The organism is Caballeronia sp. LjRoot31, from assembly GCF_964253885.1.
GTDB lineage: Bacteria > Pseudomonadota > Gammaproteobacteria > Burkholderiales > Burkholderiaceae > Caballeronia.
In genome coordinates, this window is the sequence record NZ_CAXURX020000001.1 from 1,769,742 (window position 1) to 1,783,624 (window position 13,883).

General features: G+C 60.1%; 11 protein-coding genes. 10 read left to right on the top strand and 1 reads right to left on the bottom strand.

Going from position 1 to position 13,883, the window contains the following annotated elements; translation table 11 throughout:
* Window positions 1–861: 861 nt before the first annotated feature.
* Window positions 862–1,548, bottom strand: a complete 687-nt coding sequence (locus tag ACSQ8V_RS07835) for an XRE family transcriptional regulator (protein ID WP_436181485.1) — start codon at window positions 1,546–1,548, stop codon at window positions 862–864.
* Window positions 1,549–1,797: 249 nt separating this feature from the next.
* Here ACSQ8V_RS07835 and ACSQ8V_RS07840 point away from each other — a divergent pair, with 249 nt between their 5' ends.
* The 10 genes from ACSQ8V_RS07840 (at window position 1,798) to ACSQ8V_RS07885 (ending at window position 13,856) form a co-directional block, all read left to right on the top strand.
* The gene (locus ACSQ8V_RS07840) at window positions 1,798–2,949 is read left to right on the top strand and encodes an ABC transporter substrate-binding protein (protein WP_436181486.1); all 1,152 of its coding nucleotides are present in this window, start codon (window positions 1,798–1,800) and stop codon (window positions 2,947–2,949) included.
* Between the two features lie 15 nt (window positions 2,950–2,964).
* A complete protein-coding gene (locus ACSQ8V_RS07845) occupies window positions 2,965–4,203 on the top strand; it encodes an LLM class flavin-dependent oxidoreductase (protein WP_436205376.1) in 1,239 nt (412 codons plus the stop codon).
* A 54-nt stretch (window positions 4,204–4,257) separates the two neighbouring features.
* Entirely contained in the window at window positions 4,258–5,559 is a 1,302-nt protein-coding gene (locus ACSQ8V_RS07850) for an LLM class flavin-dependent oxidoreductase (protein ID WP_436205377.1), read from the top strand.
* Window positions 5,543–6,502, top strand: a complete 960-nt coding sequence (locus ACSQ8V_RS07855) for a hypothetical protein (protein ID WP_436205378.1) — start codon at window positions 5,543–5,545, stop codon at window positions 6,500–6,502. Before ACSQ8V_RS07850 ends, ACSQ8V_RS07855 begins: the two co-directional genes overlap by 17 nt.
* Before the next feature lie 23 nt (window positions 6,503–6,525).
* Window positions 6,526–7,563, top strand: coding sequence for an ABC transporter substrate-binding protein (locus ACSQ8V_RS07860; RefSeq protein WP_436205379.1), 1,038 nt, complete (start codon window positions 6,526–6,528; stop codon window positions 7,561–7,563).
* 31 nt (window positions 7,564–7,594) lie between these two features.
* Window positions 7,595–8,461, top strand: coding sequence for an ABC transporter permease (locus ACSQ8V_RS07865; protein ID WP_436181491.1), 867 nt, complete (start codon window positions 7,595–7,597; stop codon window positions 8,459–8,461).
* The gene (locus ACSQ8V_RS07870) at window positions 8,458–9,219 is read left to right on the top strand and encodes an ABC transporter ATP-binding protein (RefSeq protein ID WP_436181492.1); all 762 of its coding nucleotides are present in this window, start codon (window positions 8,458–8,460) and stop codon (window positions 9,217–9,219) included. Before ACSQ8V_RS07865 ends, ACSQ8V_RS07870 begins: the two co-directional genes overlap by 4 nt.
* 122 nt (window positions 9,220–9,341) lie before the next feature.
* Entirely contained in the window at window positions 9,342–11,639 is a 2,298-nt protein-coding gene (locus ACSQ8V_RS07875) for a TonB-dependent receptor (RefSeq protein WP_436205380.1), read from the top strand.
* A gap of 534 nt (window positions 11,640–12,173) precedes the next feature.
* Window positions 12,174–12,863, top strand: coding sequence for an energy transducer TonB (locus ACSQ8V_RS07880; RefSeq protein WP_436181494.1), 690 nt, complete (start codon window positions 12,174–12,176; stop codon window positions 12,861–12,863).
* A 75-nt stretch (window positions 12,864–12,938) separates the two neighbouring features.
* Entirely contained in the window at window positions 12,939–13,856 is a 918-nt protein-coding gene (locus ACSQ8V_RS07885) for a MotA/TolQ/ExbB proton channel family protein (RefSeq protein WP_436181495.1), read from the top strand.
* The last annotated feature ends 27 nt before the right edge of the window (window positions 13,857–13,883 follow it).

A 13,883-nucleotide genomic window follows, 5' to 3' on the forward strand; every position in this document is an offset into this window, starting at 1 on the left:
CCTTACATCATGAAGCCGGGTACTTTGCAACCATCGTTCATACCGGCGAGGCTGATGCCTGAATTGCTGGTCGCGGATTTAAACATAAGCTTGCGGTTCTGGCGTGATCTCTGCGGCTTCGCGGTCGTAGCTGGATAATGGCTTGCGCTGGAAACATCGCTCGGGCGAGGTGCGAACTTCCAGATCAGCGTGAGGACGCTTGCGCCGATACTCGAAGCGTTGGGAAGTGTCGACTGACAGAGGTGGCCATACCTTGTTCGGTGGCGATAGGATGGCGAGCTGATTTCCAACTGCACTCTGACTGTTATACCCAATCTCACACATGGCTGCAGGCGCTAGGGCGTCTTGGAGAACGTCGGGACTCTGGCGCTCGTCGCGGGAATAGCTACGGCAAAGCAGTGCTTAGGGAGGTTTTGGCATCCAGTTGATCGACTGGTTATTACAAAGTCATGCTGCTTACAGGAAGAAAGGCTAGAACGACCGACTGCCCGACATCAACATGTTCGGTGCCGTTATTCGTCAGCGAGCGGATGACTGTATCAACAAACGCAGACGGAATACGCCTCAGCATCCGGCGAACAGCCGACAACGGCACGAGTCGACAGCGGGGGGCGGCAGCGGGAAGGTGTCGCGCCCCGCTGTGCCAGATAGACCAGTCGCTTCGCGATCTTTGAGCCAGTACGCGCCCGCGGCCGTCGATTGACGGCCGCGGCCTTACTTGATACATCCCCGTTGCTACAACCATGACCGCATCAGACGTGGCTCCCGCGTGGATGAGTGATACCCGCGCGTTGATGTGCCAATACTTGCTCGAACGATCTTTTTCCGGTCCTTCATTCGCTCATGCTTGGCATGCCGGGATTAAAGCAAACTGCCTCTCCACACAATCTTCCCAACGACTTCAATTTCGCTGGTTGACGCTTCGCTCACGTCATAGTTCGGGTTGTCGCTGAGCATTCGTACCCTGTTGCCCAACTGGCGCTGCATCCGCTTGATCATCAGGGCTCCCGAATCCTTGATCACAAATAAGTCGCCGTCGGATATTTCGACCTGAGCCTGGTCCATGAGGATCGTATCTCCATTGCGAATTGTCGGTTCCATGCTGTTTCCGCAGACATAGAGCGCAGAGAGCTCCTTGGCGTCCAGCCCGTGCTGACCGAGCCATGCCCGACAGAACGCCAGTCCCGACAGTTTGCCGTTAAGCGCTAGCAACCCTTCCTTCCTGGGCACGTCGTTGGCGTTAAACAGGGGCAGCCGGGTCAGGGTCGTAGGTGTCGCCGGCTTGTCGCTTAACAAGCCCTCGCCGGTCATCAGCCATAGCAAGCTTACGTTGGCCGCCTCCGCCAGGGCGATCAGGACTTTCCGGGTCGGCTCCCCGCCATTGAGATAACGCTGGAGACCACTTTGCGAGATATTCGCTCGCTTCGCGAGCGCGCTGGCGTTCCCAACCAGCGTAATAGCCATCTTCAGCCGGTCGACAAACGTCTCCGGCGACTCCCCGATATTCAGATCTTCTGCTTCATCCAGCTCGGCAGTGCTCGATTGCATTCTTGCTCCTTTCACCGTGTACGAATAACCATATCCGAATTTAGTGTTATGGACCCATTAGTGCCATTCTATACTGTCGTCTGCTTTATAGAGGTAACTTATTAACGCTATAGAGCATATCACGGTGCGCCAGTTGGTGTTTCTAGTATAAAGGGTCACGCCAAACGTGACACAGCCAATCGAAGCGTTTCGGCCGATTCGATTCTATGGACCCGCCAGTGGAACTGGCTTTGCGAGATGGGGCGAAAAATGAGCGAAGTGGTGGAGCGACATCCGGGCAGCCCGGCTGCGACCGGCGAAAAGACATCGCCGATTGCGTTGTGGTACACGCGATGCGGCGTGCCGACGAGCTTCGGTATCGCGGTACAGCGCGGGTTGTTCGATGAAGAATTCGCGGATGGCGCGGCAACGCTCACCGCGTTGCAGGATTCGAGTGACCCCGTTGTGCTGCAGTCGCATTTCACCCATGCGCATGAGAACCTGTTCCGGCACGGCAGCAACTATCCGGCGATCTGGGCGCAGGCTAACGGCGCGAACACGCGCGTGCTCGGACTGTCATTCCTTCGGGGTGCCCAGACGCTACTCGCCTTGCCCGGATCAGGCATCAGTGGACCTGCGGATCTGAAAGGGAAACGGCTTTTGGTACCGCGGCGGTCGCACGAACAGCTCGACCATACCTGGGCCAACACGCTGCGTTTCTACGACGTGGCATTACGATCAGCAGGCCTCACGCTCGGCGACGTGCAACTGGTTGAGCGTGAGGTGAATCGCCCGTTCATCGTCGACCGGCGCACTCCCGACGTCAAGGGCAGCGCAGCCAGCGGTCCTGCGGCGTTCCGTGCGAAGCACAAGGCTGGCCAATGGAGCGAATCGGTGTTGCCATTGATTGGCGGCGAGGTTGACGTCATCACGTCGGGCGGTGGGATCGGTGCATCGTCGCTGCAATATGAATATCTGCTTGGGCTCGACGTCGTGTTCGACCTGGACTGGGTGGACGACGACTCGGAACGCGCAAACCTCAGTACACCCCTCGTGTTTGCGGTCAAGGCGGATCTGTTAGACGCGCACCCGGAACTCGTTTCGAGGGTGCTCTATCGCACGCTCGATGTGGAGGACGAGGCGCGCCGTAACCCGGCGGCGCTGGTGCGTCATATCGCCAATGAACAGTTCGTGCCGGAGTACCTCGTGCATCAGGCGTATGGCGATCAGGTCGGCCGCAATTTCGAGCTGGACTTCGCATCGGCCAAGATCGCTGCGTTGCGCTCCCAGGTGGCATTCTTGCGCCGCATTGGTGTAATCGAGCGGGAGATCGATGTCGACGCATGGCTTGCGCCAGCGCCGCTCGAAGTGGCGAGGCGTCAGTGGGCGGCCGATCGTGGTATCGCCGCCGCTGCAGCCTGAACAGGGAGACGCGACATGGCTAACCCGATGCAGATCCTCTGGTATCTCCGCCACAACGACGGTCCGTATCCCTGGAAGCCCGAGGGTGCGTTTGAACCCGATCACAACCGAGTCGTCCATCTCGCCAAGACCGTGGACCGGCTCGGCTTCTATGGCGCGTTGACAGTCGGCGAGAGTCCGTTCATCGAGACCGCGACGCTTGTGCCTTTGACCGAACGCATGCGTTTTCTGATTCCGATCTATCCGGGCGTCTACCCGCCGGCGTTGCTAGTCAAGCAAGCCCAGACATTTGACGAACTGTCGGGCGGGCGGCTGCTGTTCAACCAGGTGAACGGCACGGACTCGATCCTGCCGCAATTCGGCATCTATGAGTCTGGTGCCGGACGCTACAAGATCAGTGCCGAATACTGGAAAGTATTCAAGCAGCTCTATGCAGGAGAAATTGCGGAATACGACGGCAAATTCTTCAAGTTCGGTGCACCTCCGCACGCGCGCACCCTGACCGAAGGCAAGCCGAGGCTCGTCCAGTATCCGCATACACCGGTCTGGGGATCGGGCGCATCGCCCGGCGGGATACGGCATGCAGGCGAGGTGCTGGATACCTATCTGACCTATTTGCACGATCCCGCGAAACTCGGTAGACAGATCGCCGCCGCGCGCGAAGTGGCGGCATCGTTTGGCAGGACGCTGCGGGCGGGGACGCTGGCGAACATCATCGTCCGCGAAACCGAAGAGGAAGCGTGGGATCACGCACGCTGGCTGCTCGAGCAAACAGGTGCCGAAACGATTGTGAAGCAGATCGATGCAAGGCTCCGGCATCGGGAATTCGACGCGGGTGGATTTGCCGGTCTGCAGAGCGACGATCCACTCATCCAACGGCGCATCGACGCGCTGCGCGCCGGCCGGCTGCCAGACGTCCGTGAACTGGAGTCCGCGCCGAATATCTGGTCGGGACCGGCCTCGTGGTCCGCCGTCGACATCCTCGACAAGGGATGGGGCGCCTATCTGGTGGGAAGTGCGGAGAACGTCGCAGCACGCATGAAGGCGTTGCAGCGCGACATCGGCATCGACGTATTCATTCTGGCTGGCTGGCCGTTGACCGAGGAGGCGGAGCGGATCGCGTCGCTGCTGCTGCCTCTGCTCGAACTGGACACGTCACTACCGGACTTACGGCCCACGGCCCCGGCGAAACAAATTACCTCGTCCGCCGAGTCCGTGGCGATCCGGCATGCTTCGGCTCCCGTCGGTGGCTGACGGTCACACGTTTTTTCCGATTTACTTGCTTGCGATATTCGATATGGACTACTTATGAGTCATCCGATGCAGGTCCTCTGGTACATCAATCCAAACGATGGCCCGTTTCCGTGGAAGCCCGAAGGCGCGCGCCCAGCGCATTTCGATCAGGTGGTTGAGCTGGCGAAGACGATTGACCAGTTGGGCTATTTCGGCGCATTGACGGTCGGACGGAACCCGTTCGTCGAGACGGCGACGCTGATACCGGTCACGAAGCAGATGCGGTTTTTGATTCCTATTTATCCGGGTTCCTACTCGCCGGCGATTCTGGCACAGCAGGCCCAGGTGTTCGACGAACTGTCGGGTGGCCGACTGCTGTTCAACCAAGTGAACGGGACGGACAAGATACTGCCTCAGTACGGTATCCGTGTAGGCAGCGACGAGCGCTACGAACTGAGCGCCGAGTACTGGACGCTGTTCAAGCAGCTCTACTCGGGTGAAGTTGGCGCTCATGAAGGACGGCATTTCCAGATAGGTGACCCGCCTCCCGTCCCGCTCGTGTCGACCAAGGGGGAAGGGCCGCTCGTGCAGAATCCCCACACGCCAGTCTGGGGGTCGGGTGCATCACCAGCAGGCATTCGGCACGCCGGACAGGTGCTCGATACCTACCTGACCTATCTGCACCGGCCGGACAGACTGGGCGCACAGATCGCGGCTGCGAGGGAGGTGGCAACAACTCACGGCCGCACGCTGAAGGTCGGTACGCTCGCCAACATCATCGTCCGGGAAACCGAGGCCGAAGCGTGGGAGCACGCGGAGTGGGTGATGGAGCAGACCGGCGCGGCACACATCGTCAGTCAGATTGAGCGACGCCTTAACCTCGGGCGCTACAACGTCGCGTTCGGCGCCCGGGACACGAAGGGCTTCGACTCGTTGGAAAGCGACGACTCGCTGATTCAATCAAGAATCGACGCGCTGCGCGCTGGGAAACTACCACCGGTCCGCTCGCTGGAATCCGCGCCGAATATCTGGTCGGGGGTGAACGCCTGGGGGGCGCTGGACCTGTTCGACCAGGGCTGGGGTGGCTACTTCGTCGGCAGTGCGAAGAACGTGGCCGAAAGAATGCGCGAGCTGCAGCGCGATCTCGGTATCGATGTATTCATTCTTGCAGGCTGGCCACTGGTGGAGGAGGCGAAGCGCGTCAAGGAGCTGCTGTTCCCGCTTCTAGATCTTGATCATTATTCCCCAGCGCTTGCGCCGCTGCGCCGGTTCAACCGGAGCGCCGCGCCCGCGAATGTGGGAAGCACCGGAAGCACTGAAGCCAACAACCCTCTTCATCTCCAGACATCGGAAGAAAAGCATGTCGCTCATTCTTGAACGAACCAATGCCGTGCGCGAGGCGATCGCGCGTATCAAAGCCGCGGAGCTCGGCGACGACAATCACGACGACGCGCAGATTGAAGCCGGGCGGGCAGCACTGCTCGCACTGGCCGCCCGGACCGAGCTGTTTCCGGTTGCGCAGTTTCCCTATTTATATGCGCAGCGCAGCGGCTTCTATCGTCTGGCGGAGGACGCGGACCACCGCAACGCGCTGTACGTGCAGGTGAGCACGAACGAACATGGCGGAAACTCGCCTCATCAACACCCCTACTGGGCAATCATCGCCGGCGTGCGGGGCAACGAGCACAACGTGCTCTACCGGCGAACCGACGACGGGCAGGTCGAGGGCCGGGGGCAGCTCGGCAAGGTCGGGGAAGTATCGGTGGTGCCCAGTAAGGCGCTCTACATTCCTCACGATACGTATCACACGATCGGCACCCGCGGCGGCGAGGTGGGCATCCACTTGCACTTCTACCGCATCGGAACCGATACGCCCGAACATCGCGGCGCGCCGCGGTTCGCTTCACCGGAGAGCGACGTGGTGGTTGCCCGGGCGGGAACGATCGATCCGGGCGAAATCGGGGTGCAGCGCGTCTGGTTGCGCGACGTCCAGGCCGGCGATGCGTCCGGGAACCCGCTGTCTGTGCTGCAGGCCGGCACAATTGAAACGCCGTTGCCGGAGCCGCTGCGCGGGGCGCGCCGGATCGATCCCGAAGGTGGGGCACCGGCCGGACTGCCGGAGGACAGTGCAACTCCGATCGTGCTGGCCGGCCACGGCCGCGCCGTACGGATCGCTGCGACGAAACTGGCCCGACTCGGGTATGCGCATACGTTCTGGTTCGATCCAGAGCAGCCTTCCAGCCGCGAGGGTGTCGCCTCGGACGCGCACCACGACGTTACCCGGGTTCCCGCCGCTGAGACCGCGCACGCGGCTTCCTGACTTCTTTTATACGGTTGACCCTAATGGTCTTATTCTCACGGATGCGCTTGTGGATGGTTGTCGCCGGGCTCGTGGCGCTGGCGCGCGGCGCCGTGGCACTCGCGGTACCGGCCGATGGTGCTGCCGTCGCGCCGCCTGCCGCCGGTGCGCTGCCGACACTGCGAATCACGGTTTTTGCGCCACCGTCATACAGCACGTGGCTACCCGCCATCATCAAGAAAAATCACCTGGACATCCTGCACGGCTTTCGTCTCGAGGTGACGCCCAAGGTCGGGCAGGTCGCCTACGTCGATTTCGCGCATGGGGTGGACAAGGTCTGCTTCTGCGTGGCGCCGCAGACCTTTACACAGTTCGTCGAACAGGGCGCCGACATCTCGATGGTGTTCAATGTGTTCAAGTTCACGAATCTCGTCGCGGTCTCCGATCCCTCGATCAGGACAGTCGCAGACCTGCGGGGCAAGACGCTTGGCGCGGCGACCGGAACCGGAAACTGGTCGGTGACGTCGTTTCTGCTGAAGCAGAGCGGCCTGGACCTCTCCACCGTGAAAATCCATTCGACCGAGAGCGCCACTGAAGTCGCCGAGTTCGCGATGGGCAGGCTGGACGCGATCTTTCCGGCGCCGGTCGAAATTGCGTCGGTGCAGACCCAGACGAGTCGCTATCACGTGATCTCGATCTTCGATCAGGCCAAATGGCAGGCCTATTCCCATAGTCCGGGCATTCCAAGTATCGCGCTCGGCGCGTGGCGGGACTGGCTGGCCGTGCCCGCGAATCTCGATCTCGTGAAGCGGCTGTATGCGGCGACCCAGGACGCGGCTGATTTCGCGCGCGCGCATCCCGACGATGCCGCCACCATCGTCAGTGACAGCACGAAGATGGATCGGGCGGCGGTGACCTATGTGCTCGCGCATTATCCGGAGATCCTGGACGTGAGGCCGATCGGAGCCTACAAGGGTGCGATCAAGGTGCTCTCCCAGCAACTGATGGTGACCGATGACGTGCTCGAGCGCCCCTTGACCGACGCCGAGATCGATCGATACGTGGCAAATTTTCAGCCCTAATTCTGCAGAACCAATTCACGAGGTAATCCTGATGTCTGAAGTCGTGGCGACGCGAAAAGAAACAGCGAGCGATGTCTCGAGGGAGGCGTTCATACCCCGGCCAAAGGGACGTGCACCGCTGGAACTCGTCGAGGTGCTGGTGCGTCGTGTGAATTGGGAAGGCATCCTGATGTTGGGCGGCGCGGCGATCGCTTGGGAAGTGGCGGCCCATTTTCTACCCCCCTTCCTGTTTCCATCGATCGGACGAGTTGCGATCGGCGTTGGCAAGCTGTTGTCTCGCCCGGAATCCTATCAGACGATCTGGGCCACATTTGCACGCATCATCATGTCAGTGATGCTTGCGTTCTCTATCGGCTCCCTGTTCGGCGCGGCGGCGGGGCTGAATGAACGGGTTGAGCGTTCGCTGTTGCCGATCATCAGGCTGAAGCAGGGAGTACCGGGAATTTGCTGGGTTATTTTCTCCGTACTGTGGTTTCGGGACATGGACTTCCGGGTGGTCTTCATCGTGATGGTTACGACTATACCCAGCTTCTTCTTCCAGGCACGCGACGGCGTGCGCGCCGTGCCACACGACTTGTGGGCAATGGTAAAGGCGTGGCGGCCCACGCCTTGGCAGATGGCTCGCAAACTTATTTTACCGGGCATGCTGCCCTCGCTGCTGATCGGGTTGCGGGTCAATTTCGGGATTGGCACTCCGGTGGCGATCACGACCGAATTGCTGGCGGGCGACAGTGGCATCGGCTATTTCCTGCGTAATGCACAGGAGCAGTTCCGGATGGATGTGGTGATGGCATGGACCGTCGTGCTGGCGGTATTCGTGCTGTTGATCGATTGGGTGCTGTCCATGATCGAGCGCCGCCTCGTGAACTGGCGGCAGGTAATGGGACGCAGATCATGAGACATCCAGCTATCCGGTTTGAAAGCGTGAACAAGCAGTTCACCCGAAAATCCCGAGTTGTAACTGCGATTTCCGACTTGTCGTTTGACGTGCAATACGGGGAATACGTCTGTGTGCTGGGACGTTCCGGTTGTGGAAAGTCCACCTCAGTCAATCTAATCCTCGGGCTCGACTCTGCAACCAGCGGCACGGTTCGTGTGCTGGGCGTCGATCCGTGGAAGGATTTTGGAAAACTGAAGGGCCAGATTGGGTGTGTGTTCCAGGGCGACCGCATGCTTCCCTGGCGCTCGGTGCTGGACAACGTGCGTTTGCCGCTTGAGATACTCGGCATCGACGAAAGCTCGTTGGACATTTCCCCTGTCGAATGGCTCGTCCGAATCGGCCTGGGGGACTTTCTGCATGCGTATCCATATGAACTCTCCGGCGGTATGAGACAGCGCGCGGCGATGGCGCGTGCACTGGTCAGCGACCCGGTGCTGTTGCTGGCGGACGAAGCGTTCGGCAACCTGGATGAGGTGACGGCCGCAGCCTTGCGCGGTGAATTTCGCCAGATTGCCAGGCAACGGAGCAAGACTGTGTTGCAGATTACACACTCGATAGATGAGGCGCTTGCAGTGGGCGACCGGATCATCGTGCTCGGCAAGCCAGGACAAGTGGCGGGGATCATCGAAAACGTGAAGCCAAGCGACGTGGCGGCGCGGGAGCGGACCCGTTCGACGATCCTTTCCCTGATCGAGGACGCCGTGACTGTGTCCTGAGCAGGACGAGACCGGAACACCAGCAGGAACACGTTGGACCAGTGTTGGGGTATTGCGGTTGAACAAACCATTTACTCCACTACCATATATTTAGGAATGCTTTATATATAACGGAAATGACGATGAAAAACAAAAGTGGGTTGAGGGGATGGCAGCGCAGCAAACGGCATGCGCAACAAGCGCAAAGTATGCGCCGCCATGGTCTGCGTACGGGGCTGCGGTTTTGGCAGATGATGGGTTATGGTGTTTTGTCTTCGTCGGTGATTACGCCGTTGGCACACGCTCAGCAAATCGCCGCACCGGTTCCGGCCACGGCAAGCGATGCTGCCGGGAACCCACCAGCACCAGTCGTTTCTCAGACGGAGGGCGGCGCTTCTTCCGCAGTGCTTCCCGACGTCATAGTCACGGCGGAGCGACGTAGTACCTCTGAGCTGAAAACCCCGGTGGCCGTCACGCAGATCGCGTCACGGCGGATCCAGGAACAAAAGATCCAGCAGATAGCCGATCTTGCCGGGACCACACCGGGTCTCTCGGCGCCGGGCGCCACCTACAACATGCAGTCGGTATTTATCCGCGGCATCGGCACGACCGACCCCGGCGTGCCGAGCGCGGTTGGTACGTACGTGGACGATGTCTACATCCCACGTACCTTCGGCACCGGCTTGTTCGACCTGCCCGATGTGGAGAGCATACAGGTGCTGCGTGGCCCGCAGGGAACCTTGTACGGCGAGAACACCAGTGCGGGGGCGCTCAAGATAACGACGCGGACTTCGAACGACCAGACCGAGGCATCAGTAGACATGCTGGGGGGTACGGACGGGAACTTTCAGACGCACGAGTATGTGTCCGGTCCGATCATCCCGGGCGTGCTGGCGGGTAGTTTCGCCTATGCGCATCGTCAGAACAGCGGCACCCTGTACAACGCGTATCTGCATAAAGATGTCAATGCGATCGATACTGATCAGTTTCGCGGGAAGTTGAGCTTCACGCCGACCAAGGACTTGCAGGCCGTGCTTTCGGTAGACGGAACACGCGATTTTTCGGACAATCCGACGCTCGTTCCTCTCAACTATCCGGGAGGAAGCCCCAATACGACCTATGCGGCGTTCAATCCCCAACTGAGACGATACCAGGGTGGCGGCTCACTGAACGTGACCGATCGTTTGAACGATCACTATTCTATCAAGTCCATCACCGCGCTGCGGGGCTTCTCCGATCATCCCTCTCCGTGGGAGATGGACGGAACGCCATCCAATAATTATGGTTTTTCGCAGGATATTCACGAACGGGAATTTACTCAGGAACTCCAGCTCCAGGGGAAATACGACCGCTTCAATTTCACTACCGGCGTCTTCTTTTATCACGAGCTTTTCGATTTCACGCGGGTAAGCTGGTTGAACGGCAACTATAGCGGGATCGCAAGCGATACCAACACGTCAAGTGTCGGTCTGTACGGCGAGGGCACGTACAACCTGACCCGCAAGCTGGCGGTGACGGCCGGTGTGCGATACAGCTACGAGGTCCAGCATTTCAACAGTGCCGGGTATATCGATTCGCCGCAAGGCGTGCCGCTCTCGCAGACCTATTCTGCAAACAACCTGCGTTCGAGCTGGAATGCGTGGACGCCCAAACTGGCGTTGACGTATCAATGGACCGATGACCTGATGACCTACGCCAGTTGGACAAAGGGGGACAAGAACGGTGGATATAACCGCTCCGCGGCCACGTATGCAATAGCGGCGGCGCCGGTCAATCCCGAGACCGTTACGACCTACGAACTGGGCGCGAAGGCCCGACTGTTCGAAAACCACCTTCAGACCAGCGTCGCACTTTTCTACAACGTCTATAACGGATATCAAGCGTCGATCTCCAACCCGATCATCAATGGACAGTTGATTCTTGGCAGCGTGATTGCGAATGCCGCCAAGGCGAAGACGGAGGGCGCGGAGGCGCAGGCAACGGTGGCGCCCATCAAGGGCATGCTGCTCAACGTATCGGCGGCCTATACGTACTCCCGGTTCGATTCGTTTGAAAACCCCACCGGAGCCGCCAATGCTAACTACACGGGAAATAGCCTGCCGTTTGCCCCGCGTTTCAGCCTCGGCGCCAGCCTCGATTATGCGGTCCCGATCGCGATACCCGGCAAGATCAACTTGAACGCCAACGTCAATTTCCTGACGCAGACCTTCGACGACGCGGCCAATACCCCGCAGCTTCGCATTCCATCGCAGCTCTACGTCAATCTCAGTGCTCATTATGCGTTTCCGGATCGGCACTGGACCGCCTCGGTGTGGGTCGACAATCTGTTCGACAGGCGTTATCCGGTGGGCGAGAAATTCTATCTACCGTCCGCGAAAGTCTATGCGTCGGACTTCAATCCTCCTCGGGAGGTGATGGTCGGCCTTCGTTATACCTATTAGTGAGATTAGCGGTCATAAGCCGCCGCCGGCGCCGGATTCGCTTGGGCGGCGCGCCGGCGGCCGATCTCCTTTCTCGCCGGATTCGGCGATGACGCTGCCACAGGGGAACCGCGTCAGTCTATTGGCTAGCTTGCGGAATCAATCGAACGGCTTGGCCAGATCAAGGTGGGAGTGAATGTCGTAGATCAACTGAGACTATCTGAATCCGTAATTTTTAAACGTCCTGTTCCAGACTACTGAGTATCGGTTCTCCGGCATGACATGAACAAAACATGCGATCACGGAGGTCAAAATTCACTGGGATCTTTCCCATGTATCGACAGGAATTCAAATACGGAATTCTTGGTTCACTGAAATACCGAATTTCATTAACGTAGAGCGTTGCATTGCGCTTTCGCGGAGACGGTATTCGACTCGGCTTCCCGTTGTGCTCAGGCGCAGCAGGGTAGTGCGGCCCAAAAAAGGGGCCAAGTTTTTGTGCGATTTCAGGAGGGCGGTCGTGAGCGGTATAGGTCACAGTTATCGGAGTGAAGTATGTCGTCAGAGGTGATTTCCAGGTCGATCCGGTTGGCGGGGCGGCCACCCGAGTATGGGCGCCCCCAGCAGAATCCGGTGCGCCGCTACGCTGGTATCGCCGTGGTCGTGCTCCTGCATATCTTTTTCATCTGGGCGCTAATGAACGGCCTTGCGAACAAGGTGGTGCAGATTGTTCAGAAGCCGATCGAGACGAAGATCATCGAGCCAGTGAAGCCGCCACCTCCGCCGCCGATGCCGACAGTGCAACTGCCGCCGCCGAAGTTCGCGCCGCCACCGCCGCCGTTTGTGCCGCCGCCTGAAGTGCAGGTCGCGCCTCCGCCTGCGCCGACGATCACCCACCAGTCCGTGCCGTTGCCGACTCCGGTGGCACCACCGCCCCCTGCGCCCGTTGCGCCGCTGGCGCCTGCGAAGCCGGTCAGTCACGTCGTTGGTGTCGTGTGTCCGAACTCGGATGAGGTTCGCCGCTCGATGGGTTATCCGCAGGAAGCGCAGGATAACGACATTACGGGCGACGTGATGATCTCGTTCGTCGTCGACCCGCAGGGGCATGTGACCGACGAGAAAGTCGAGCAGTCTGCCGACCCGATCCTCGACCGCGCAGCCTTCAGTACGGTGAGGAAGTTCAACTGCATTTCGCAAGGTCAGCCGGTCCGCGTACAGGTACCGTTCTCGTTCAAGCTGAACTGAGTGTTGCTTGCACAGTCCGAGTCTGCCTTGATCCAAACCCGTTCGATATCGATGGATGCACCCTCTGGAGCATGTATGAAAAAGCGTTCCTTTGCCGCCGCGGCGGCCAGCCTGCTGATCTCGGCCACGGCCGTCAGCGTCCTCGTTGGTGTCCTCGCTACTCCGCAGGCCGTCCTGGCTCAGACGAGCGCACCGGGCGCCAGCAACGCACCGGCGACGGGCGCGGACCAAGCCGCGGCGCCGCCGCAGACGGCACCGACCGCCGACCAACCCGTGCCGCCGCCGCTCGCGGCCGCGAGCACCGAAGTGACGAATCCGTACGGTCTCGGCGCGCTATGGGCGAACGGTGACTTCGTCGCGCGCTTCGTGCTGATTCTGCTCGTGATCATGTCGATGGGAAGCTGGTACATCATGATCACCAAGTTCCTCGAGCAACTGCGTGCAAACCGCCGCGCGAGAACGGCCGAGGAGCAACTGTGGAGTGCGCCATCGCTCGCGCAGGGTGCGGAACAGCTTGACGCGAACTCACCGTTTCGTTTCATCGCCCAGACGGGGATCGAGGCCGGCGCGCATCACGACGAAGCGTTGCTCGAAGCGGTGGATCGCAACACGTGGATCGACGTGTCCATCGAGCGGGCCATTACCAGCGTGTCGAACCGGCTGCAGGACGGGCTCGCGTTCCTTGGCACGGTGGGCTCGACGGCGCCGTTCGTTGGGCTATTCGGCACGGTGTGGGGAATCTATCACGCGCTCACCGCGATCGGCATCGCCGGCCAGGCGTCGATCGACAAGGTAGCGGGCCCGGTCGGTGAGGCACTGATCATGACGGCGATCGGCCTTGCCGTCGCGGTGCCGGCGGTGCTTGGCTACAACTTTCTCGTGCGTCGCAACAAGTCGGTGATGGAGCGTGTACGTGCATTCGGCGCGCAACTGCATACGGTACTGCTGTCGGGCACGAAACGTCAGGTGCGCGCGGTCGCGAATGCGAAGTAAGCAACCAGCATAGGCGGAGCTAGAAGC